Origin of the sequence: Rhodococcus triatomae (assembly GCF_014217785.1) — a bacterium.
GTDB lineage: Bacteria > Actinomycetota > Actinomycetes > Mycobacteriales > Mycobacteriaceae > Rhodococcus_F > Rhodococcus_F triatomae.
In genome coordinates this window covers 1,909,847-1,934,495 of sequence record NZ_CP048814.1, presented here as the reverse complement: position 1 = coordinate 1,934,495, position 24,649 = coordinate 1,909,847, and the positions used below count along the sequence as shown (strand labels likewise).

The following is a 24,649-nucleotide window of genomic DNA, read 5'->3' as shown; positions in this document are numbered from 1 at the left end:
CAACGAGTCGACAGGTTCCGACGCGACCGGTGGGGGGACCGGGGACATGACGGTCGCGCAACTGCGTGACTGGCTACGGAACTGGATCGCGGATGCGACGGGGCAGCCGGTCGCCGCGATCACGGACGACCGGCCGATGGAGGAGTTCGGGCTCTCGTCCCGGGACGCCGTCGCGCTGAGCGGTGAGATCGAGGAACTGGTGGGTGTCACACTCACCGCGACCGTCGCCTACCAGCATCCGACGATCGCGTCGCTGGCCACCCGCATCATCGAGGGCGAGCCGGAGGCCCCGGCCGATTCGCTCGACGACGCGTACTACACGTCGGGTCCGGTGTCGGATGCGCACGACATCGCCGTCGTCGGCCTGGCCACGAGGTTCCCCGGCGCGGGCAACACGCCGGAGGCGATGTGGGAGATGCTGGCCGCCGGGCGGGACGGGGTCTCGGATCTGCCGGAGGACCGGTGGGAGGAGTTCACCTCGGACCCGCTGATCAAGGCGGCCGTCGAGAAGGCGAACACCAAGGGTGGCTACCTCGACGACGTGAAGACGTTCGATGCCGAGTTCTTCGCGATGTCCCCGCTCGAGGTCGCCAACGTCGATCCGCAGCAGCGGCTCGCGCTCGAGCTCGCGTGGGAGGCGCTCGAGCACGCGCACATCCCCGCCAACGAGCTCAAGGGCAAGCAGGTCGGTGTCTTCATCGGCACGTCGGCCAACGACTACCAGCTGCTCGCGGTCAGCGACCCGGTGCACGCGCATCCGTATGCGCTCACCGGTACCTCCACCGCGATCGTCGCGAACCGGGTGTCGTACTTCTACGATTTCCGCGGTCCGTCGGTGGCGATCGACACGGCGTGCTCGTCGTCGCTGGTCGCCGTGCACCAGGCCGTCCGTTCGCTGCGTTCGGGTGAGTCCGACGTGGCGTTGGCCGGCGGCACCAACATGCTGCTCGCGCCCCCGGCCACTCTCGGTTTCCACGAGGGCGGCATCCTCACCGAGGACGGCAAGATCAAGGCCTTCTCCTCGGACGCGAGCGGCATCGTCCGTTCCGAGGGCGGCGGTCTCGTCGTGCTCAAGCGGCTCGAGGACGCCGAGCGGGACGGCGACCCGATCCTCGCCGTGGTCGCCGGAACCGCCGTCAACCAGGACGGCAGGTCCAACGGCCTGCTGGCGCCGAGCCCGGATGCTCAGGCGGACGTGCTGCGGCACGCCTACCGGGACGCCGGGATCAACCCGTCGGGTGTCGACTACATCGAGGCGCACGGCACGGGCACCATCCTGGGTGACCCGATCGAGGCCGACGCGCTCGGCCGGGTCGTCGGCCGCGGCCGTGACGACGACAAGCCCGCCCTGCTCGGCAGCGCGAAGACGAACTTCGGTCACCTGGAGGCGGCGGCCGGTGCCGCCGGGCTCATCAAGGTGGTTCTGGCGATGCAGGAGAACACCCTGCCGCCGACGCTCAACTACGCGGGCCCCAACCCGTACATCGCGTTCGACAAGGCGCACCTCGAGGTGATCCCCGAGGGCGCCGAGTGGCCGCGCTACACCGGCAAGGCCGTCGCCGGTGTCTCCGGCTTCGGCTTCGGTGGCACCAACGCCCACGTCGTCGTCCGCGAGTACACCGGCCCCGAACCGGTGGCCGTCGATGCCGACCCGGACGCCGTGGCCGATGCCGACACCCTGTCCGCCGCCGCCGCCGCCGCCGACGACGACGACGCCGCCGCCTCCCTCCCCGTGGGTGAAGGTGGCCTTCAGTCGGATCACCCGGTCGAAGGGTCCCTTCACCCGGAGGAGCAGCAGGTCACCGAGGATCCGACGGTCGTGCTCCCGGTCTCCGGCGCACTGCCCTCGCGTCGACGCCGTGCCGCCGCGGAACTGGCCGACTGGCTCGAGACCGAGGTGGGCAGCACCACCCCGCTCGTGGACGTGGCCCGTACCCTGGCCCGCCGCAACCACGGCCGTTCGCGTGCCGTCGTGCTGGCGAAGACGCGGGCCGAGGCCATCACGGGCCTGCGTGCCGTCGCGGCGGGCAAGCCCGGTCCCGGCGTGTTCGCCGCCGACTCGCCGGCGTCGAAGGGCCCGGTGTGGGTGCTGTCCGGCTTCGGATCCCAGCACCGCAAGATGGCCAAGCAGCTGTACCTGGAGAACAAGATCTTCGCCGCGGCGGTCGACGAGGTGGACGCCCTCATCGTCGACGAGGCCGGATACTCGATGGTCGAGAAGTTCCTCGACGACGGCATCGACTACGACGTCGAGACGTCGCAGGTCGGCATCTTCACGATCCAGATCGGTCTCGCGGCCCTGCTGCGCCATCACGGTGCCGATGCGGACGCCGTCGTCGGCCACTCCATGGGTGAGGCGGCGGCCGCCTACCTGTCCGGCGGCCTGCATCTCGAGGACGCGGTACGGGTCATCTGCTCGCGGTCGCGGCTCATGGGCGAAGGCGAATCGACCCTGGTCGGCGACGACATTCGGCTCATGGCACTGCTCGAGTACAGTGCCGACGAGGTCGAGGCGCTGCTGCCGCAGTACCCGAAGCTCGAGGTGTGCGTGTACGCCGCGCCCACCCACACGGTGATCGGCGGCCCGCAGGCCGACATCGAGGCCATCGTCGCCCACGCCGAGGGCGAGGAGAAGATGGCGCGGGTCCTCAAGACGAAGGGCGCGAGCCACACGTCGCAGGTCGATCCGATTCTCGGTGAGTTCGCCGCCGAGCTCGCCGGTATCGAGCCGTCCGCCCTGAAACTCGGGGTGTACTCGTCGGTGGACAAGGACACCTTCTACCGCGCCGGCCACGCCGCCATCCACGACGAGGCCTACTGGGTCAAGGGCATGCGGCACAGCGTGTACTTCGACAACGCGGTGCGCCTCGCGGTGGGCAACGGGCACAGCACCTTCGTCGAGCTGTCCCCGAACCCGGTGGCGCTGATGTCGGTGGCAGCCAGCGCTTTCCACTCGGGTCTGCACGACATGCAGCTCATCCAGACGCTCAAGCGCAAGGAGGACGAGCCGCTGGGCGTCCTCACCGCGCTCGCCCAGCTGTACGTGCACGGCCATCGGGTCGACCTCTCGTCCCTCCTGCCCGCGGGTGCCGGATACGCCGAGATTCCGCGGACGTCGTTCCAGCGCAAGAGGTTCTGGCTCGATCATCGGATCGGGAGCGCGAGCAACTCGCGCGTGCCCGGTGCGCACGTGTCGTTGCCGGACGGCCGGCACGTGTGGGAGGTGCAGGCGGACGCCGTCTCCGACATCGAGTCGCTCGTGACCGCCGCTGCGGCGCAGGTGCTCTCGGACGTGGCGCTGACCGCCTCGGTCCCGCACGCCGCCGTACCGGCGACCGGGACGCTCACCACGACACTCGCTCCCCATCTCGGTGGGGCCTCGATCCAGGTGCACGCCAAGGACGGCAGCGCGTTCACGCTGCTGGCCGACGCCGTCGTCACCTCCGGTGATCCGCTGCCCGAACCGGTCGTCGCGCCGGTACCCGCGGTCACCGAACGGGTCGAGGAACTGCCCGAGGTCGTCGAGGACATCGGTGACAAATGGGATCCGGAGGGATCGCAGACGCTCGAGGAGCGGCTGACGATCATCGTCGCCGAGGCGATGGGCTATGCGCCGGAGGACCTCCCGCCGGAGATTCCGCTCATGGAACTGGGTCTCGACTCGCTCATGGCGGTGCGGATCAAGAACCGGGTCGAGTACGAGTTCGACATCCCGCAGCTGCAACTGCAGGCGGTCCGCGACGCGAACCTGCTCGAGGTGGCGAAGTACCTGCGGTACGCGGTGGAGAACCGCGAGGAGGTCGCCAAGCTCGCCGAGAAGCAACAGGCCGAGAAGGAAGCGGCGGAAGCCGCCGAGGAAGCCGGCGAGGCCGGGCAGGTGGCCGAGGAGGCCCAGGACGAGGCAACTCCGGGGGAGCCCACGGCCGACACCGTCGCCGAACCGGCTGCCGGGGGAGTCGGGGTAGCCAACAGCGCCCTGGCCACGAAGGAGGCCTTCGCGACCGCGACGGGATCCGACGTCCCGCCGCGCGATGCCGCCGAGCGGCTGACGTTCGCGACCTGGGCCGTCGTCACCGGCGAGTCGGCGAAGGGCATCTTCAACACGCTCCCGATCCTCACCGACGAGAAGGCGGAGGCCCTCGCGCAGCGCCTGTCCGAGCGCTCCGGCGGAGAGATCACCTTCGACGACGTGCTCGACTCGACCACCATCGAGGAGCTCGCCAACGTGGTGCGCGGCTTCCTCGAGGACGCGGGCAAGATCGACGGCCTCGTCCGCACGTTGCGGGCGCGCCCCGAGGGCTCCACGGCCACACCCGTGTTCGTGTTCCATCCCGCGGGTGGATCGACCGTGGCCTACGAGCCGCTGCTCAAGCGGTTGCCGGCGGACACTCCGATGTTCGGTCTGGAACGCACCGAGGGCCCCATCGACGTGCGGGCACGCGAGTACCTGCCGCTGGTCGAGGAGATTCAGGGGGACGGCCCGTACGTGCTGTACGGGTGGTCGCTCGGCGGCGTCCTCGCCTATGCCGTGGGCAAGCTGCTGCGGGACGCGGGCAAGGACGTCCGGTACGTCGGGCTCATCGACACCGTCATGGCCGGGGAGAAGATCGAGGACACCCCGGAGGAGATCCGCAAGCGCTGGCAGCGGTACGCGGCGTTCGCGAAGAAGACGTACAACGTCGACTACCCGTTGCCGTACGACAAGCTCGCGGCCGCCGAGTCCGACGAGGAGCAGATCAAGATTCTCACCGAGCTGCTCAAACTGTCCGGCGCCAAGATCCCCGGCGGCATCATCGAGCACCAGCGCACGTCCTGGCTCGACAACCGCGCTCTGCAGACCGCGCACCCCGACGTCTACGACGGCGACGTGGTGCTCTACCTGGCCGATCGGTACCACGACGACGTGATGCAGCTCGAGCCCGCGTTCAAGACCCGGCAGCCGGACGGCGGCTGGGGCGAGTTCGTGGAGAACCTCGAGATCATCCACGTCGGAGGCGATCACATCCAGATCGTGGACGAACCGTATATTGCGAAGGTGGGGGCGGACCTGACGAAGAAACTGGCGGCTATCGACGGCGCCGGAACCGGAGAAGAGTAGTGACCGAGTCCACGACGGCGGGAAAGCTTGCCGAGCTGCGCGAGAAGCTCGAGAAGGCGAAGGAGCCCGGATCCGAGCGGGCCATCGCGAAGCGCAACGCCAAGGGACTGCCCTCGCCGCGCGAGCGGATCAACATGCTGCTCGACCCGGGCAGCTTCGTCGAGGTCGGCGAACTGGTCAAGATGCCGGGCGACGCGAACAACCCGTACGGCGACGGCGTCGTCACCGGTCACGGCACCGTCGAGGGCCGGCCGGTGGCCGTGTTCTCCCACGACCAGACCGTCTTCGGCGGCACGGTCGGCGAGATGTTCGGCCGCAAGGTCGCCGGGATCATGGAGTTCGCCGCGAAGATCGGTTGCCCGTGTGTCGGTATCAACGACTCCGGTGGTGCCCGCGTCCAGGATGCGGTGACGTCGCTGGCCTGGTACGCCGAGCTCGGCCGCCGTCAGGAACCACTGTCGGGCATGTGCCCGCAGATCTCGATCATCCTCGGCAAGTGTGCGGGCGGCGCCGTGTATGCGCCGATCAACACCGACATCGTGGTGGCCACCGAAGAGGCGTACATGTTCGTCACCGGCCCGGACGTGATCAAGTCGGTCACCGGTGAGGAGATCAGTCTCGAGGAACTAGGCAGCGCGCGTAAGCAGGCCGAGTACGGCAACATCCATCACGTCGCGCCGGACGAGAAGGCGGCGTTCGACTGGGTGCGCGAGTACCTGAGCTTCCTGCCCTCGACGTGCCGGGAAGAGGCGCCGATCGTCAACCCGGGGCTCGAACCGGAGGTCACCGAGTCGGACCTCGAGCTCGATTCGTTCATGCCCGATGCGGACAACGCCGGGTACGACATGCACGACATCCTGCTGCGCCTGTTCGACGACGGCACGTTCCACGAGATCGGTGCGCAGGTGGCGCCGAACATCATCACCGGCTTCAGCCGGGTGGACGGCCGGTCCGTCGGAGTCGTGGCGAACCAGCCGATGTTCCTGTCCGGTGCGCTCGACGCCGCCAGTTCGGACAAGGCCGCTCACTTCGTGCGGATCTGCGACGCCTTCGAGATCCCGCTCGTGTTCGTCGTCGACACGCCGGGCTTCCTGCCGGGTGTCGAGCAGGAGAAGATCGGCGTCATCAAGCGTGGTGGCCGCTTCATCTTCTCGTTCGTCGAGGCGACGGTGCCGAAGGTGACCGTGGTGGTGCGCAAGTCGTACGGCGGCGGATACGCGGTGATGGGCAGCAAGCAGCTCGGTGCCGACGTGAACCTCGCCTGGCCGACCGCCCGCATCGCCGTCATGGGTGCGGAGAGCGCGGTGAGCATCATCGGCCGCAAGCAGATCGAGGCCGCGGGCGACAACGCCGAGGTGGTGCGCCGCCAGCTCATCAATTTCTACAACGAGAACGTGGCAACACCGTACATCGCGGCCGAGCGCGGCTACATCGACGCCGTGATCGAGCCGTCGACGACCCGACTGGAGATCCGTCGCGCCCTGACTCTGCTGCGCGACAAGAAGATCCAGCGGAACCCGCGCAAGCATCACCTGCTGCCGCTGTAGCGGCCGCTGGCTGTTGCCGTCCGCCCCGCCGTCGTCCCCCTGCGTTGGCACGATGTCACATCGTTTCGCTCAGATCGAACCGATGTGTCATTGTCCCGGGGCGGCGCGGCGGCCGGTGGAGTCTCAGGCGGCTTCGCGGAGGAATACCGCCGGCCGTGGTCGTACGCAGGCGAGCCGGTGGGCGGCCCGGAGGTCGGCGAGTACGGTGCGGGGGTCGCTGGTCAGCTGCCGTGGCAACGTACTGACGACGACGATCCCGGCGCGTTGCATGCGGGCGCGTCGTTGCAGGGTGGCGGCATGTGCCTCCGCGGTGAAGTGATAGCGCAGCGAGTCGATCTCCCAGGCCAGTGCCACCTCGTCGAGCCAGCCGTCCGGTCGCGCTATCCACTCGCCCGATGGGCCGAAGACGTCCTCGTTGTGAACCATGCGGGGAAGGCCGCTCGATGCATACAGTTTCTGTGCCTGTAGTTCGGCGACGGAGTGGGCGTCGTCGCCGAGTTCCCTGACGATGCTTCGGGGCAGGCCGCTCCCACGGTTGGGCCCGTCGCCCAGTTCCCGAGCCAGTTGATCCACCGTGACGTCCCCACGCTGTAGTCCCGACGTCAGCACTGCCCGGCAGCGGTCCGCGGACGAGAGCCGGCGAGCAACGTCGATCAAGCTGCGCGACGGTGGCGCGTAGCGGAGGTGGCCGCGCCGCAGGCCGTCCGGCATCCGGCATGTCCGTTCGACGTCGACGAACGAGACGGCACGCCGGTGCTGCTGCGCCGGGACGAGGAGTAGTACGTCGTTCCGATCTGCCGTGGAGTAGCCCGCCACGTCGAGTGCCGCGTATCCGCTGAGCAGGCAGTCCGGTCCGCCGTACGTCAGTGCGGCGAGATATCGCTGAGTGGTCGACGGACGGCCGTTGTGCAGCAGGACGACGCCGGGCAGGATCCGTTGCCACGGTCCCTCGGGTCGGCAGCGTGACCACACCGTGGACCTGGCGACGCCCAGCTGTTCGAGGGTGCGGGCGCGAATCACCCCGTCCAGGCTTGCATCCCGGATTGCCGTGAGATCGTCTGCCCATGCTCCGCGCTTCATGGTCGACAGCATGACCCCGCATCGGCGACCCCGGCCCCCTCCGCGCGATCTGTGGATGACGGAATCAGTTGTCCACATTCGTCCAGGAGCCTGGACAACTGGCCTTCCGTATGCGCCATCGGTTCGGGCCTCCCCGCGTTCGACCCGCCGCACGTTCGGCACGATGTCACACCAGTTTCGTCAGAACGAACCCGTGTGACATTGTGCCGCAGGCACGGTGGCGGCGAGGTGGGGCCGGCGAGGGGGGATCAGTAGACGCGGAGCGTGCCCTCCTTGGCCCAACCCCATCGGGTCACCTCGCCGGTGGTGAGTTCGGCCGGGGTCGCGTCGGGGGAGTGCCGGTCGTAGCGTTCCAGGGAGCCCCAGTCGCGCGCCCAGTCGTCCTGCAGATAGGTCGGGACGGCGGTGGCCCCGGCGAGCAGCTCGGTGATGCCGAGCGGGCCGCCGTTGTCCGCGGACTGCCAGGTGTCGGTGGAGCTCACGGCGAGCGGGCGGTCGGGCAGGATGCGGTAGTTCGGCATCTCCGCCACCCCGTAGCGGTGGTCGAACGGCCGCTGGCACGGGAACTGCAGTCCCACAGCCCAGTCCAGCAGCACCGGCTGTTCGGTACCGATGTAGCTGTTCAGCGTCTCGAGCTGCGGTACCCGCGGCGGGGTGAAGGCCAGCCACTGGTCGCCGATGAGGATGGGGTCGTACGCGAGGATGCGTACCGCGTCGGCCTCGGGTGCCAGATCGGCGATCGGTACCCGCAGATTCCGCCACGACGGCGCGGGGCCGATGTCACGGGGCTGGAAGGTGCCGAGCGGCTCGACGGACCCGTCCGCCTGGCGGGTGCCGTACTCGACCAGCAGCGACTGACCGTATGTCCCGGCACCGGTGTCGTCGACGGACGCGATACGGCCCGCCGCCGAGATGACCACCAGTGGCGCGTCGTCGCTGCGCTCCGGCAGCTGGTACCAGCTCGAGGTGAGGCTCGCCGGCTCCTGCACACCCTCCTGGTAGCTACCCATCACCGGGGTGGTGGCCGGGTCCAGGGCGAACGGCAGCCGGGCGGTGGAGCCGTTGACGCCGACGGCACCGGTGCCGCCGCTGGTGCCTGCGCTCGAACCGGTCTCGAACGTGGGGCCGACACTCTGGGTGTCGGTGTTCCCCATGCCCTGCTTGACCTCGATGTAGTCGGCGGTCAGGTCGGTGGGGACACCGTTGGGGGAGAAGCCCCGCGAGTCGGTGCCGGCGAGCGGATCCTCGAGCGGCCCATCCGGGCCGACGATCGGTTGCAGGGCGCCGGCATTGGTGTCTCGTTCGACGAGGACGTCCTCGGCGAGACCACACGTCTGGCCGGTGACCGCATCGATGTTCGAGCGCGCCAGCGAGTAGGCGGGGTATTGCGACACGGCGCCCTTGGCGAGCGAGAGGACCTCGAACACGACCATCGCAGCGGCGATCACGGTGAGCGGGGCGGCGGCGAACTTGCGAATCCGGCGGCCCTTCTTCGTGTTCGCGCGCACCGGCGGAGCCGCGTAGCCCTCGCGCAGGTACTGCCAGCCGGCGAGGGCGACGGCACCCGCGAAGAGCGCGAGGAACAGGGTGTTCGATTCGCGCCCGCCGAGCGAGACGGTCTTGTCGAACCACGGGACGCCGTAGCTCGAGACGTACCAGTAGCCGTTGATGCCGGCGAACGTCAGCGCGAGGACGAGGAGCAGGCCGGCCAGGAAGATGGTGCGGTTGCGCCGAGAACGCAGGGCGGAGGCAGACACCGCGACGGCGGTGAGTGCGGCCAGGGATCCGGCGATGCCCGCGTACGCCCCGAAGTGGTGAGTCCACTTGGTGGGGTTGAACATCATGAAGAAGATCGTGCCGAACACCACACCCAGCAGGCGCCAGGACGGCCCGGTCGCCGCACCCGGGATCCGGCGTCGGCGCAGCAGCACGAACAAGGTGGTGAACAGGCACAGGAGCAGCACCAGGAACGCGAAGCGGCGCGCCACCGACCCGTCGACGGTGTCGACGAACAGGTAGTAGTAGCGCAGGAAGTCCTTGTACCACTCGAGGTTCGGGCCGATCAGCGTGCGCACCCGGGTCGCTTCCATCACGGTGGCCAGGGTCTGATCGGCGAAGACGACGACGAGGACCAGGGTTCCTGCCGCGCCGATCGGCGCGATCAGCGGCAGGGTGCCGACCTGTCGGTGACGTTTGACGACGATGCGGACCAGGGGTCGGGACGCGGCGAGCAACGCGGCCACACACATCAACCCGGTCGGTGCCGCGGCAAGGGTGAACGCACCTATCAGCACCGCGATCGCGGCGGGCAACAGCCGGGCCGTGGCGATGGCGCGCTCGATCGAGCACCAGGTGAGCAGTGCGCCGAGGGCGACGATGGGTTCGGGGCGCAGGCCGTTGTTGAAGGGCAGCCAGAACGCGAGGAACACCATGCCGCCGGTCCACAGCGCGACGTTGTTGTTGCGGACGGCGCGGCCCAGGCGCGGGGCGACCTCGCGGCTGATCACCATCCAGCAGAGGACGCCGGCGATCAGCGCGGGCAGCCGGATGAACGGTGACGCGGTGGAGATCTTGGCGAGCGTGGCGAGCACGTCGTAGTACCAGCCGAAGGGTGCCTCGGGGACGCCGAACCAGCGGAAGTAGTTGGCCATGTAGCCCGAGTGCTCGGAGACACGGGCCATCGTGAGCAGGTAGCCGTCGTCGGAGGTGTTGGCGCCCAGGAAGTGCCAGAGTCCGAGGGTGCCGAGAACCACACCGTCGATGACGGTGAACTTCCACCAGTGTGACGGCAGGAAGCGCCGGTGGTGCCGGCCGTCGGTGCCGTCGAGTCGGCCCAACGCCACCAGCGACGTGATCGTGGCGAGGATCGCGACGATCATCGCGACCAGCTTGATCAGTGTGGGGCTGGACGAGAACCGGGAGTCGACGTCGATGGAGACGGACAGCCCGTCCGGTGCCGCGCCCTGCAGATCGGTGAACACGCCGACGACCTGCGGCCGGAGGTCACCGCCGAGCTCGCCACGGACCGGGTCACCGGCCTCGGTGGTGAGTCCGGTGAATTCGGCGGTCGTGCGGTTGATGTCGGCGGAGATCGCGATCTGCGAGCACTGCGCGGACTGCACCTGCTCGCGGGGCGCCGATGCCACCACCACGTTGCGGTCGAGCACGTCGACCGATTCGCCGGAGACGCGCACGAACAGGGCGTTGAGCGGTGCGCCCTCACCCTGCGGCGGCGCCGTCGACAGCAGGATCCCGCCGTAGTCGGGCAGGTCCGCGACCGTCGAGCAGGGAATCGTCGCCTCGAACCGCACCGGCACCTGCGCCATCAGCGGCGCCTCGACGTCGCCGACCTGGCCGTTCTGTGGCCAGGAGACGGACGCGGTGTCCTGGGTGACGGGCAGGAACGGGGTCGACACCGCCAGCACCAGGCCGAGGAGGCCGGTGACGATCGCGATCAGGCGCGCGGTCCGATACTCGGCCCGGAAATCCTGTGCGTTCGGCGGCGGTGGGGAGGACTCTGGCTCGGCTTGCTGAGCAGTCACGGCGTCGGACACGATTCGCCATGCTATGTCAGAAACCTGAGAACACCCACCTCAGCTACCGGCCGGTCGGTTACCCGATTCGTACCGGACCTGGCGTCCACGTACCCCAGCGGTCGACCTGCTCGACGTCGATCTGCGGGGTGCCCGCCGACGGATCGATCGGGGTGTACCGCTCGAGCGAACCCCAGTCCCGGTACCAGTCCTCGTCGAGGTACGTCGCGTACGTCTCGGCGCGTAGCAACTGGGTAGTCCAGCCGAGGGGGCCGCCGCCGAAGTGGTCCTGCCACGCGTTGGTGGCTTCCGCGCCGGTGCGGTCGGGCAGGATCCGGTACTCGGGGACCTCGGCGACGCCGTACCGGTGGTCGAACGGCCGCTGGCACGGGAAGGCCAGGCCGACGGACCAGTCCAGCAGCACCGGGGCGTCGGAGCCGACCACGTTCTGCAGGGTCTGCGTCACCGGCACCCGCGGCGGGGTGACGGCCAGCCACTGGTCGGGGCTGGCGTCCTCGTCGGTGACGACGAGGCGCACGCTGTCCGCCTCCGCGGCGATCGCGTCCAGCGGCACCCGCAGGTTCCGCCAGGAGGGCGCCGGGCCGATGTCGATGGGGTCGACCGTGCCGAGGATCTCCGTCGACCCGTCCGCGGCGGTGCGGCCGTATTCGACCTGGAGGCTGCCGCCGGGGGTGACGATGCCGTCCCGGTCGACCGAGCGGATGCGTCCGGCGGCGGCGATCGTGAGGAGCGGTGCGTCGTCCGTACGTTCGGGCAGTGCGTACCAGCCGGTGGTCAGTGCCGCCGGCCCCTGCTCGCCGGGCTGGTAGCTGCCGAGCACCGGTACGGCACCCCGGTCGAGCCCGAACGGGAGCGAGACGGTGCTGCCGTTGATGCCCTCGGTGGCTTCGGATCCTCCTCCGGTGCCGGCGCTGGTGCCGGTGGTGGCGGACTCGTCGGAATCGACGGTGTTCGCTGCGCCGGATGCGCGTTCCTCGGTGTCGGCGGTGAGGTCGTCGGCGACACCGTCCGGGGTGAAGCCGGTGGATTCGGTGGCGCCGAAGGCCCCCGCCCCGGCCAGGTCCACGGGGGGTACCCGCAACGGCAACACCGCGGCGTTCGGGTCGTTCTCGACGAGGACCGCGTCGGCGAGGGCGCAGGTACCGGTGATCGAGTCGAGATTGGCCTTGCCCACCGAGTACGCGGGGTACTGCGAGACGAACCCCTTGGCCAGCGAGGCCACCTCGAACACGACGACGACGATCGCCGCGAGCGTCAGAGGGGACACGGCGAGTGCGCGGGCGTGCGAGCCGTTGGGCCTGCCCTTCTCGTACGGCTCACGGAAGTGGAACCACGCGGCGAGCAGCAGTGCCAGGACGGTCAGGGCGAGGAACCCGGTGGAGAAGCCGCGCCCGGCGATCGACGGCGGCTTGTCGAACCACGGGATGCCGTAGCTCGAGACGTACCACCACCCGTTGGATCCGGTGAAGGACAGGGCCAGCACGAACAGGACGCCCGCGGCGAACAACGAGCGGTTCCGTTTCGATCGGATACTGGCGGCCCCGACCCCGACCGCGGCGAGCACCGCCACCGACCCGGCGAGGCCGGCGTACACACCGAAGTGGTGCGTCCATTTGGTCGGCGTGAACATCATCAGCAGCAGCGACGCGAAGACGATGCCGAGAATCCGGCGCGACGGCCCGATCGCGGTGCCGGGGATGCGGCCCTTGCGCAGGATCAGCATGACGCACAGGACCAGGCACAGCAGCATGACGAAGACACCGAAGCGGCGCGCGAGCGAACCGTCCGGAGAGATGGTCATCAACGCGTCCCAGCGCATCCGTTCCTCGAACCAGGCCAGGCTCGGTCCGACGGCGTTGCGCACGCGGGTCGATTCGAGGACGGTCGCGAGCGTCTGGTCGGCGAAGACCGCGACCAGCACGACGGTGCCCGCGGCGAGCATCGGGGCGGCCTGGGCGGCGACGCCGACGTTCCTGCGCCGCGCGACGAGCGCCTTCACCACGGGTCGGGAGCCGGCGACGAGGGCGGCGACACAGATCAGCCCGGACGGGCCGGCCGCGAGGGAGAAGGCGGCGATGAGGACCGCGACGGCGGCGGGCAGCATGCGGCCGGTGGCGATGGCCCGCTCGATCGAGCACCAGGTGAGCAGTGCGCCGAGCGCGATGACCGGCTCGGGGCGCAGCCCGTTGTCGTAGGGCAGCCAGAAGGCGAGGAACACCAGGCCGCCGGTCCACAGTGCGACCCGGTTGCGGCGGACGGCGACGCCGAGCCGGGGCACGACCTCGCGGCTGATCACCATCCAGCAGGCGATGCCGGCGATCAGGGCGGGCAGGCGCATCCACATGCTGGCGGTGGAGATCTTCGCGAAGGCGGCGAGCACCTCGTAGTACCAGCCGAACGGCGCCTCGGGGACCCCGAACCACCGGTAGTAGTTGGCCATGTAGCCGGAGTGCTCCGACACCCGGGCCATGCTGAGCAGGTAGCCGTCGTCGGAGGTGTTGGCGCCGATCACGTGCCACAGCAGCAGCGTGCCGATCACCACGACGTCGACGCCGGTGAATTTCCACCAGTGTGCGGGCAGGAACCGGCGCGCACGGCGGTGATCGACGCCGTCGAGTCGGTGCAGCGCGACGAGCGAGCTGATCGTGGCGAGGACACAGACGATCATCGCGAGCAGCTTCAGCAGCGTCGGCGAGGAAGAGAATCGGGAATCCAGGTCCACGTGCACGTTCAGACCGGGCACCGACTGGTCGAGGTCGGTGTACAGGCCCACCATCCGCGGCCGCAGGTCGCCGCCGACCGTCTCGGTGCGGTCGAGTCCGGAGACGGTCGTGGTCGTGGCCTCCGCGTCCGACGACACCGAGATGTCGCCGCATGCCGCGGCTTCCTGGGCGGTGAGCGAGGTGAGAGTGGTGCCGCGCAGGATCACGTCGACCGCGCCGTCGGCATCCGACCGGATCACCAGGCCCTTGTCGAACCGATCGGACGCCCCCTCGGGCATCGTCGACACGACGGTGCCACCGTCCGGTCCCAGTGCCGCGATCGCCGCGCACGGGGCGTGCACCCGGATCCGTTCCGGTGTGTAGGAGACCAGCGGCGCGTTGACCGATTCGGTGAGATCGGCCTGTGGCCACGAGATCGATGCCGCGTCCTGCTGGACGGGGAGGAACGGGATCGACAGTGCCGCCAGGAATCCGACGATCCCGGTGACGATCGCGATCAGTCGGGTGGTGCGCACGGAACCGGGGGTGACGGCAGGGCTCGGTGCGGCGGGGCGTTCTGCGACTTCGGACGGCACAACTGACGATGGTAGGGGAGGGCCGGACCGGGCAGGTCGGATCCCACCCGTCACACGACGGCGCGCACGTCCCACACCCAGGTGCCGCCCACCCGTTCACCCTGGACCCCGACGAGTTGGTTCACGGCCTCCTGGAGCATGCGATCGTTACGCGTCTTGGCGAGGACGAGGACGTCGGCGTTCCAGAACTCCAGGTCGGCGCGCGCCTGGGCCCTGGTCGCCTCGTCGACGGCAGGGATCGTGCCGGTCTTCTCGACCTCGCGTAGGAACAGCGCCGTCGGCCGATCCTCGGGACCGTACTTGCCGAGGTCGTCCGGCCCGGCGGGCCCGACGAAGTAGCCACCCGCGATGGGGAACCCGAAGTCCTGCTCGGCCTGCCAGTGCAGCAGGCGGGCATTCTGCGGGGAGGACAGCGGCACGGCGACGACCGATCCGTCGTCGACGTAGTCCCGCCAGATTCCGTCGTCGAAGAACGCCGGTGCCTGGGCACGGGGAACCACCTCGAGGGGGGTCGGTGCGAGTGGTATCAAGGCGATCGCGAGCCAGGCGAACCAGAGGAACGCTGTGGACCGCTGCCCGTCCCGGGCGAGTGGTGACTGCCCGGAGCGGGAGGAGGCGAGGGCACGGTCGGTACCGAGCGCGAGCAGCAGCGCAGCCGCGGGGATCACGCCCATCGCGAACCGGGATTCGAGCACGGACTCGAACAGGGGCTGGTCGGCGAGAAGCGCCCACGGGAGGGTGATGCCGGTTCCGGTGCCGCTGACGGTGAGTTCCGATCCGAGGGACAGCACACCCATCGCCACGGCCGTCGCGGTGGCGGCCCGTGCGAGCGGCATCCGCCACAGCCACAGTCCGGACACGGCGATGAGCAGGAGCAGCGGCCAGCCGAAGAAGGCATTCTCCTCGGTGGCGTTCATCCGCAGGCTGGACATGTCGGCGGGCGCGCCGGCGAGTGATTCGGTGGGGAAGCTGGTGATCGCCTGGACGTCGTTGCCGACCGGGCCGTGTTCGAGAGCGCTGTAGGCGTTCGGTCCGAAGAACTGCCACCACAGCGGGAACGCGGCGATCGCCAGTGCCACGGCACCGGCGACGGCGAAACCGGGGATCCCGCGGCGTACCGCCGCGACGGCGACCTTCGGCCGGCTCATCGCGTACACCAGCCCGAACACGCAGAAGGTGAGGGCGTAGATCAGCAGGGGTTCCTCGCCGAGGAAGATCTGATAGGCGATGAGCAGGCCGAGGACGATGCCGTCGCGTACCTGCCGTTCGCTGCTTCCGAGCCGCACGACGCCGAGGGCGATGAAGGGAAGCAGGAAGAGCGCGACGAAGTTGGGGTGTCCGTTGGCGTGCGAGATCATCGCCGGGGCGAAACCGCAGACGAGACCGCCGGCGGCGGCGGCGAAACGGGACGACACCACGTGCCGGGACAGCACCCAGTACCAGGCGATGGCGGTACCGGCGAGCCCGACGGTGAGGGCGAGCGCGAAGGTGACCGTGGGACCGAAGAGCAGCGTGACCGGGGCGAACGGGATGCTGAACCCGAACATCGCGGTGTTGCCCATGAGGTTCACGCCGAGTGGGTGGTTCTGCAGATCGCTTCCCAGCGGGTTCTGCAGGTTCACCAGTGAGTGTGCGGCGACGGAGAAGAACCACTCCCACATGTTCTGGTCCTGGCCGCTACGCAGGAGGTAGCCGGTCCCGAGGTTGCGCCACTGCCGGTACAGCACGAAGACGGCCAGAGCGACGAAGCAGGTGATCGCGGCGACATCGGCGGGCTGAGGCGCGAATCGCGCGAGCCGGCGAGAGGGCGGTGGCGCCTCGGGCGCGACGGCGGTGGCGCCGGGCGCCGACCGTTCCGTGGTCGTTGCGGTGGGCGGAAGCTGCCCCGTTTCGGCCAGGATTTCGCGCACTCAGCCGCACCTCCGGATTCCCTCGTCGGACACAATTCGGTCGAGGGTACCGAAGGGCCCTGAGCGCTTCCTGTGCCGTCCCGAGGCGGCGGGAGGAGGGTCAGGCCGCGTGGGGGAGATGCCGGTGGTCGCGCGCCGGGGCGGGCACGGTGAGGCGGGGGCGGGCGTGGACGAGGTGGGCGATGCCGTGTCCGCCCAGCCAGAGCCCGGCGAGTGTGGCGGCTACGGCCATCACGATCCAGATGCCCGCGAACACCGCGGAGATGGCGCCGACGGTGACGATGAGGCCGGTACTGACGGCGAGATGTCCGCCGGTGGTACCGAGGAGGTATTCGGATTCGTCGGGGCGTGCCGGATGCTTCATGATCACTCCTGCCCTACCTCGTGGAGGTTCCCACTCGTGTGCCGGACAGAGAATGCCCGAGTCACATCACGATTAAACGCCGAAAACCGACCGGTTTGCTGCGAATTGTCACAATTCGACGTTCTGTCGGTGTGTTTCCCCGACCTCCGGGTGGAGGTCGTTCACTCCCGGGTGACCACGACGAACGGGCCGGTCTCCGTCACGGTGAAGCGCGGGCCGTCGAACAGGCGCTCGTCGAACGTGACGGTGTAGCGCCGCACGTTCGGGTCGTTCGGGTAGACGTCCTCGGCGAGCCGCAGGGTGTACCCCTCGGGGGAACGGCGGAAGACGAAGGCGTCCGGCGCCCGCCACGGCAGCGAATCGAGCGCGTCGACGAGTTCGTCGGTGCTCTCGAGCTCACTCCATTCGCCGATCGCCGCGGCCCGGCCCGCGAAGTCCGCGAGTGGATTGGCGTAGTGCGAGGTGAGCGCCTGGAAACCGAGGTAGGGGTGGTAGCTGAGGAAGCTGGTGTCGGCGGTGAGAACGACGGTCTCGTCGCGCGGCCGGGGTATCTGCTGTTGCAGGATCGCGTCGACGTCACGGTAGTAGGACGCGGCTCCCGGCGGTCGCTGGTCGGCGCGTACCCCGTCACCGTCGGTGTCGGTGTAGGCGATGGTGATGTCGGGAGCGAGGAATCGGGGCGTGTCCTGGACGAACGCGAGCGCCCCGACGACGCCGACCGCGACGAGGGCCGCCTTGACCCGAGGATTCTCGCTGGTCGCGAGCACGATCCAACCGGCGAACTCGATGAAGCCGAACACTCCGGCCGCGCCGAGGAGGGCGATCAGTACCGGTTCCAGGCGGAAGGACAGCAGGGTCCCGCCGGCCACCGTGAACGCCATCGACAGCAGACACCACAGGTAGATCGCGACGACCCCGACGCCGAGGGCCTGAGCCCGCCGCGAGGACCACGCCCGGGAGACCAGCCACAGCGTGCCGAGCAGGCACAGCGCGCCGGTGAGGGAGAAATGCACCATCGGCAGGGGGAGGACGGCTCCGGATTCGGGAAGATAGTGCGTCGCGGTGCCGCTCGTGGCGGTGCCTCCGCGCAGCGCCTCGAGGAGGTAGGGCAGCCAGACGACGAGGGCGAGCAGACCGGAGATCGCGGCGATCACGACGAGGCGCAACGCCGGAACGAGAATCGCCCGCCACGAACGGGTTTCGCGTACCGAGAGCCAGGCGGCGAGCAGCGCCATCAGCACCACCGTGAAGGCGGCCCAGCCGAGGTAGAGGGTGTAGAAGGTGGCCGCCAGGCCGAGGAAGAGGCCGGTGCCGACCACGGCTCCCCAGCCGGCTCGCGGGTCACGCCGGTGCAGTGCACCCCAGGCGAGTAGCAGCCCGGGACCGGCGAGCAGGATGATCACGGCCCCGTACGCCTCGGGTGAGGCGTAGGTCACGGTCAGTGCGGCGGTCGCGGTGGCCGCGAGCACCGCCCAGTCGTGCCGCACGAGCTCCGTCCAGAGCACCAGGCCCACCACGGCCGCGACGGCGAGCGAACCGATCGCGTAGGGCTTGAAGGCTTCCCACCCGTCGAGCCCGAACACATTCGCGACGCGTCCGCCGATCCAGAACCAGCCGGCCGGGTAGTACGGCGGCAGGTCGGCGTAGTTCATGTCCCGCAGCGCCGCGCTGTCCGTGAGCCGGGTGAGGTACTGGGTGCGGAACTCCTGATCCACCGAGATCCCGTGCAGGTACAGCTTCGTGGCTGCCAGTGGCATCCCGAGCGTCACCGTCACGAATCCGGACAGGCTCGCCCAGGACAGGATCCGGGCGACCCACGGTGCCCGGTGGGCGCGGATCAGCAGGACGGCCCCGGCGATCCCGGCGAGGGTGACCACCTGGCCGACGGTGGTGATCGCCTGGGTGACGTTCGAGGAGTTGAACGCCGGCCAGTTCACCCGGCCGAACGCGAACAATCCGACGACGGCGACGAACGTCGCGACGGCGGCGGCGGCGGCGAGGTGCCCCATCGTGGACGCTGCGCGTATCCACGGCGTGGTCGTCGATGCGGTGGCCGGATCGGGTGAGGTGGTCGCGAGCACTCTCCGAGCATAGGGGGGCCGGTGGTCCGCCCAGGGCGAGGCCGTTCCGAAGACGACACTGCCGCGCCGGGAGAACCCCGGCGCGGCAGGTCGATCGTGTGGCGACCGGTCAGATCGGCAGCTTGCGGAAGATCTTCCGAGGGACGTGTCGCAGGATCATCATCACGTACCGGAACGGTGCCGGAGCCCAGACGAGTTCCTTGCCCTTCTCGGCGGAGCGCACCGCGAGGGCGGCGACGTCCTCCTTGTTCACGGTCAGCGGCGCGTCGTCGACGTGGGCGCTGAACCGGGTGCGGACCATCCCGGGGCGGATGACGAGGACCCGGGGGCCGAAGGGCCGCAGCGCCTCGCCGAGCCCGAGGTAGAAACCGTCGAGGCCCGCCTTGGTGGATCCGTAGACGAAGTTGGAGCGGCGCACTCGTTCACCCGCGACCGAGGACATCGCGATGATCTGCCCGTAGCCCTGCTTCTTCAGCTTCTCGCCGACCAGGACGCCGACCGAGACGGCGGCCGTGTAGTTGATCTCGGCGACCCGGACGGCCTTGGCCTGGTTCTGCCACAGTTCCTCGGCGTCGCCGTCGAGTGCGAACGCGACGATCGCGACGTCCACGTCGCCGGCGCTGAACGCCTCGTCGATCACCTTCGGGTGGCTGTCGGTGTCGAGCGCGTCGAAGTCGACGATGTCGACCCGGGTGGCGCCCGCTTCCCGGAGTTGGGCGACCGCCTTCTCGCGGAGCGGGTCACCCGGCAGGGCCGCCAGGATCACCCGTAGCGGAGCCTTCTTCAGGTACTCCGTGCAGATGGCCAGGCCGATCTCGGAGGTGCCGCCCAGCAGCAGCAGGGTCTGGGGATTGCCCACGGCATTGATCACTGCAGTTCCAACCTTCTGGACATATCGGAGGCGAAGACGTTGTGCGGGTCGTACTTTCGCCGGGTGGCGAGCCACTCGTCGATGCGCGGGTACATGGCGTGGAAGGTCTCCGCGGAGGTGCGCGAGTCCTTCGCCGTGTAGAGGCGTCCACCGAACTCGAGGACGCGAGCGTCCAGTTCGTTCACCAACTCGCCCAGACCCGAGACGATGGGGAAGTCGACGGCGATGTTCCAGCCGCGCATCGGGAAGCTCAGCGGAGCCTGGTTGCCCTCACCGAACAGCTTGAAGACGTTGAGGAACGAGTAGTGCCCGGACGCCTGGATGTCGCGGATGATGGCCTTGAACTCGTCGACGGCCTCGGTGGGGACGACGAACTGGTACTGCAGGAAGCCCTTCGATCCGTACGCGCGGTTCCAGTCCCCGAACATGTCCAGCGGGTGGTAGAACTGCGTCAGATTCTGGACCTTGCCCCGGTAGGTGCCCGACTTGCGGTACCAGAGTTCGCCGATGGGGCCGAAGGTGTACTTGTTGGCCAGTCCGTTGGGGAACAGGTCCGGGAAGTCCAGCAGTTGCGGCGCATCGAACTTGAGCGGGTTCTTCTGCAGCTTCTTCGGCAACTGGTCCAGCGTGGCGAGCGATCCCCGCGAGACCGCGGCGCGGCCCGTCTTCGGGGGTGCCGAGATCGCGTCGAACCAGGCGCTCGAGTACTCGTAGTTGTCCTCGGTGCCGTCGCTGTGCAGCGCGATGGTCTCGTCCAGCGTCCGGGTCACATCGCCGTCGGCGATGAAGTACGCCGTCTCGGTCGGCGTCATCTTGATGGTCGCCCGCAGGATGATGCCGGTGAGGCCGATGCCACCGACGGTCGCCCAGAACAGCGCGCCCTTCGGATCGTTGCGTCCACCCTTGGGGGTGAGCTTGCGCACCTTGCCGTCCGCGGTGAGCAGTTCCATCGACACGACGTGGTCGCCGAAGCTGCCGGCGCTGTGATGGTTCTTGCCGTGGATGTCGTTGGCGATGGCACCGCCGACGGTGACCTGCCGGGTGCCCGGCAACACCGGAACCCACAGTCCGAACGGCAGCGCGGCCTTCATCAACTGATCCAGGTTGACGCCCCCGTCCACCTCGACCAGGCCGGTGTCCCGGTCGATCCGGTGGATCCGGTCCAGCGCGTTCATGTCGATGACCAGGCCACCGGCATTCTGTGCGACGTCACCGTAGGACCGCCCGAGGCCGCGGGCGATGACGCCCCGCCGCAGGTGGGCCGGCTTGGAGTTGTTGTGGTCCGCCACCTCGGCGACCGCCTGAGCGATCACCTCGACGTCGGGGGTGGACAGGACCTGCGCCATGGTGTGCGCGGTCCGTCCCCACCCGGTGAGGCTGCGGGGCTGGGTGTCGAGCGCCGGGAGCGGCGTCTCTTCTGCTGTCGTGGACATCGGGATAGAGGTTACCTGGCGGTACCGGGGTGACCTACGGCCTCGTGACCCACACCGGGTGCGCACGCGGCCGCGGGGTGGGTGGTTACCCTCGTCTACGTGTCCGATGCCCATGCCAGCAGCCACCTCGACGGAACCGATCCTTCCGGGGCGGATCGGCCGGACCCCGACGAGTTGGAGGCGCACGTACCGCTGCCGCCGGCCCTTCCGGTCTCCGAGAACATTGCGGACGATGCGCTCGACCTGAAGACCCAGGCAGTCCGGTTCGTCGTCACCGGTGGCGTGTCCGCGGTCGTGGACTTCGGGCTCTACCTCCTGTTGCTGGTGGTCGTCGGCCTGCCGGTCAACATCGCCAAGGGCCTCAGCTTCATCGCCGGAACCACGACGGCGTACCTGATCAACCGCCGTTGGACCTTCCGCGCCGAACCGAGCACCGCCCGGTTCGTCGCCGTCGTCATCCTCTATGCGGTGACGTTCGCCGTGCAGGTCGGCATCAACTGGGCGCTGTATCACGCGCTGGCGGACGAGTGGTGGCGGCTGCCGCTGGCGTTCGTCGTCGCTCAGGGCACCGCGACGGTCATCAACTTCGTCGTGCAGCGCGCGGTGATCTTCAAGATCCACTGACCCGTGCACGCGAGGGGATGAATGGCACTTTCATCCCCTCAGAGGCGATGAAAGCGCCATTCATCCGGCGAGATCACCGGTCAGGATCCGGTGGTGTGATCTGGCCGGGCCCGACCCGGTGCGGCCGTGCGGGCGAGGATGCCGAGGGTCGCCCGCAGCGCGTTCTCGGAGATCACCGGGAAGATGCCGGCCTCTCGCCACACCGGGTCGATGCCGGACCAGTCGTAATACGAGGTGACCAACGTGCCCGGGGCGGCGTCTGTCGAGGCGGTGCCGTTCACGGGGAGCGGTTCGAGCCGGTAGCCGAACACGTGCCCGATCGGGGGCTTGATCTGCCCGATGACGCTCCAGGCGATTTCCCGTTCGGGAACGTACGTCTCGATGGTCACCGTCACGTCGTAGAGACCGAGCGGAAAGTCGTTGAGCGCTTCACGATCCATGTGGACGACGAAGCTGTCGCCCGCGGCCGTCACCGGGTCGCCGTCGGCGGACATGAGCATTCCGGACGAATCGATCGCCACGTGACCGGCAGGGGTGCGGAGGATGTCGAAGATCGTCGACGGCGGCGCGGCCACGGCGCGCTGGACCTCGAGTCGTTCAGTCGTCATGGGGCCATGGTGCCTCACACCCGCGGCCGGTCCCGAACGTCAGACCCGTTTCGCGAGATCGCCGACGTCACCTTCGGTGCGGGCCTCCTGCGCCTCGTACTCGACGACTGCTCGGCGAATCGTCCCGGCGAGCCTGTCGAGATTCGTGCACAGGGCATCGTCGTCGGCGGCCCAGCGTTCGATCGTCGTGCCGTAGGCGCTCCGAGCGACGCCGGCGAACGAGTGCGGCAGCCCTGTCAGGGCGCCTGCATTGCCGGACAGGTCGCTCCGTGTCCGGTTCGACAGATCCGTCAACCTCTGGGCGTCGCCCTGGGTGCTCGGAACGTCGATCCGCATGCCGTTCGTCATGATTCTCCCCCCGAATCGGTGACCGGTGTCGGCCCCTGTCTGCACTGGTACGGTACCTCCACTGATCACGACCAGGGGGGTGTGGTGGTTTCCATCGGGGAAATCCGAGAGTGGGATCTGGGGGCTCTCGATTCGCTCGTCACCGCGTTGACGAGGCGTGCGGACACGTTGACGGAACTCGATGCCCAACTGGGTTCCATCGGCGAGCTGAACGGCTGGGAAGGCGACGCCGGCGACGCGGCTCGCCGGGACTTCGTCCGTGTCCGCGACGACGTCACCGACAAGGCCGCGGCGGTCGGGGCTGTCCGCCGACTCGCGATCGACACCGAATCATCGGTAGAGGCGCTGAAAGGCGCCCTGTCCGAGGCGGATTACCTCGCATCGTCCTACCGGTTCGAGATTCGTCCGGACAACACCGTCGCCGATCTGATCACCGACCGGTCGGGCCTGTCGGCGGAGGAGCTGTCCGACCACGACCGGATGAAGGTCGAACTGACGGATCGGGTGGAGCAAATCGTCCGGACCGGTACCGACATCGAGACGGACGCCGAGAAGGTGCTGCGTGCGGCCGCGGACGGGAAGATCGACGACCGTGGGGCCTCGACGGCGGAGGAGGCGGCACGGGCGGGCGAAGACCAGGGCCGCCTGTCACGCCTGGACCCGCCGGCCGACGGGTCGCCCGCCGACAACTCGGCCTGGTGGCGCGCCCTGACCGACGAGCAGCGCGCCGAGATCCTCGAGCAGCATCCCGCGATGGTGGGAAATCTCGACGGAATACCCGCGGCGGCGCGAAACGAAGCGAACCTGGCTCTTCTGGAGACGGAAGAGGCGCGGCTCCAGCAGGTGGCCCGCGAACTCCAGAAAGAGTTGGACGACAACTTCTTCGGTGGTGCCTTCAGTAACGCCGACGCGGGACTGGCGCAGACGAACGAGAAGTTGGCCGCCCTCGACGCGATCAGGGATCAGATGTTGGACGGATACGGCCAGCCCCGGGACGACCGGCAACTACTGCTCCTGGATATGACCGGTGAGTTTCCCAAAGCCGCAGTGGCGCATGGCGATGTCGACACCGCCGATCACGTCGCGGTGTTCGTCGGCGGGACGGGCGGCACGGTCGCGGACAAGCCGAACGAGGGCAACGACCTGCCGACCTATGTGGAGCAGACGGGATGGCTGAAGGCCGAGACCGAGGAACAACTGAAACGTGCAGGTCGGGGTGAGGAAACCGTCGCGACGATCGCCTGGATGGGATACGAACCGCCGTCGAATCTCGCACAGGCGTCATCTCCTCACTACGCGGTCGACAACGCGCCGAAGCTGCAGGACTTTCTCAACGGTGTCGATACATCCCGCACGGACGACCCCCGAATGACCGCGATCGGACACTCCTACGGTTCGTTGGTCACGAGCGAGGCGCTACAGCACGGGACGGGCGTGGACGCGGCGGTGTTCATGGGCTCACCCGGGCTCGATGCAGAAGACGGTGACGTGTTCGGGGTGCCGCAGATGAATCTTCCCTCGGGTGAGGCGTACCTGCTCAAGGCGGAGGAAGACTTCGTCGGCAGCCAGGTGGCCGGGACGGGGTGGTTCGGCCCGAATCCGGACGGGATGGAGGGGCTCACGCGGTTGTCGACCAACGAAGGGATGATCCCGGCCCACGGTGATTTCCCCGGGGAGTCCAGGAAGGCCTCGACCGGGCACAGCGAATACACCCACGGCGACACGATGAGTCAGTACAACCAGGCGATCATCGTCGCCGGTCTGCCACAGGAGTTGCTGGTGCGATGAGGCGTTCGGTGGCAGTGGCGACGGTGATGGTTGTGGCAGCACTCG

At 68.8% G+C, this 24,649-nt stretch carries 14 protein-coding genes; 4 read left to right on the top strand and 10 right to left on the bottom strand.

Annotated features, from left to right (window positions below):
- Positions 1-46: 46 nt before the first annotated feature.
- Both pks13 and G4H71_RS09100 read left to right on the top strand, forming a co-directional pair.
- Entirely contained in the window at positions 47-5,098 is a 5,052-nt protein-coding gene (pks13, locus tag G4H71_RS09105; protein WP_139183243.1) for a polyketide synthase Pks13, read from the top strand.
- Positions 5,098-6,645: an acyl-CoA carboxylase subunit beta gene (locus G4H71_RS09100; protein WP_072737445.1), complete on the top strand. Its 1,548-nt coding sequence runs from the start codon at positions 5,098-5,100 to the stop codon at positions 6,643-6,645. Before pks13 ends, G4H71_RS09100 begins: the two co-directional genes overlap by 1 nt.
- A gap of 123 nt (positions 6,646-6,768) precedes the next feature.
- Here the strand turns inward: G4H71_RS09100 and G4H71_RS09095 are convergent, their stop codons facing one another.
- The 8 genes from G4H71_RS09095 to dprE1 all read right to left on the bottom strand — a co-directional run bounded on the left by G4H71_RS09095 (position 6,769) and on the right by dprE1 (position 21,236).
- The gene (locus G4H71_RS09095) at positions 6,769-7,725 is read right to left on the bottom strand and encodes a hypothetical protein (protein WP_072737569.1); all 957 of its coding nucleotides are present in this window, start codon (positions 7,723-7,725) and stop codon (positions 6,769-6,771) included.
- Positions 7,726-7,973: 248 nt separating this feature from the next.
- The gene (locus tag G4H71_RS09090) at positions 7,974-11,279 is read right to left on the bottom strand and encodes an arabinosyltransferase domain-containing protein (protein WP_072737444.1); all 3,306 of its coding nucleotides are present in this window, start codon (positions 11,277-11,279) and stop codon (positions 7,974-7,976) included.
- Positions 11,280-11,337: 58 nt separating this feature from the next.
- Positions 11,338-14,577, bottom strand: a complete 3,240-nt coding sequence (locus G4H71_RS09085; protein ID WP_246442358.1) for an arabinosyltransferase domain-containing protein — start codon at positions 14,575-14,577, stop codon at positions 11,338-11,340.
- Between the two features lie 50 nt (positions 14,578-14,627).
- A complete protein-coding gene (locus G4H71_RS09080; RefSeq protein WP_246442360.1) occupies positions 14,628-16,487 on the bottom strand; it encodes a glycosyl transferase in 1,860 nt (619 codons plus the stop codon).
- Between the two features lie 100 nt (positions 16,488-16,587).
- Positions 16,588-16,851 (bottom strand): hypothetical protein, encoded by a 264-nt coding sequence (locus tag G4H71_RS09075; RefSeq protein WP_139183232.1) that lies wholly within the window; start codon positions 16,849-16,851, stop codon positions 16,588-16,590.
- A gap of 161 nt (positions 16,852-17,012) precedes the next feature.
- Complete coding sequence (locus G4H71_RS09070; protein ID WP_072737442.1) at positions 17,013-18,860, bottom strand: galactan 5-O-arabinofuranosyltransferase; 1,848 nt, start codon at positions 18,858-18,860, stop codon at positions 17,013-17,015.
- 181 nt (positions 18,861-19,041) lie between these two features.
- Complete coding sequence (gene dprE2, locus G4H71_RS09065) at positions 19,042-19,803, bottom strand: decaprenylphospho-beta-D-erythro-pentofuranosid-2-ulose 2-reductase (RefSeq protein ID WP_072737441.1); 762 nt, start codon at positions 19,801-19,803, stop codon at positions 19,042-19,044.
- Positions 19,800-21,236 carry a decaprenylphosphoryl-beta-D-ribose oxidase gene (gene dprE1 / locus G4H71_RS09060; protein ID WP_072737440.1) on the bottom strand — a complete coding sequence of 479 codons (1,437 nt, stop codon included), beginning with the start codon at positions 21,234-21,236 and terminating at the stop codon, positions 19,800-19,802. Before dprE1 ends, dprE2 begins: the two co-directional genes overlap by 4 nt.
- Before the next feature lie 174 nt (positions 21,237-21,410).
- Between dprE1 and G4H71_RS09055 the strand changes: the two genes are divergently transcribed.
- The gene (locus G4H71_RS09055; RefSeq protein ID WP_371842207.1) at positions 21,411-21,860 is read left to right on the top strand and encodes a GtrA family protein; all 450 of its coding nucleotides are present in this window, start codon (positions 21,411-21,413) and stop codon (positions 21,858-21,860) included.
- Positions 21,861-21,940: 80 nt separating this feature from the next.
- On the opposite strand, the gene G4H71_RS09050 is transcribed toward G4H71_RS09055, so the two are convergent.
- Together G4H71_RS09050 and G4H71_RS09045 are read right to left on the bottom strand one after the other, a co-directional pair.
- Complete coding sequence (locus G4H71_RS09050; protein WP_072737439.1) at positions 21,941-22,468, bottom strand: SRPBCC family protein; 528 nt, start codon at positions 22,466-22,468, stop codon at positions 21,941-21,943.
- A 39-nt stretch (positions 22,469-22,507) separates the two neighbouring features.
- Positions 22,508-22,816: a WXG100 family type VII secretion target gene (locus G4H71_RS09045; RefSeq protein WP_072737438.1), complete on the bottom strand. Its 309-nt coding sequence runs from the start codon at positions 22,814-22,816 to the stop codon at positions 22,508-22,510.
- Between the two features lie 84 nt (positions 22,817-22,900).
- On the opposite strand from G4H71_RS09045, the gene G4H71_RS09040 reads away from it, so the two are divergent.
- On the top strand, positions 22,901-24,604 hold the full coding sequence (locus tag G4H71_RS09040; RefSeq protein WP_072737565.1) for an alpha/beta hydrolase: 1,704 nt from the start codon (positions 22,901-22,903) through the stop codon (positions 24,602-24,604).
- The last annotated feature ends 45 nt before the right edge of the window (positions 24,605-24,649 follow it).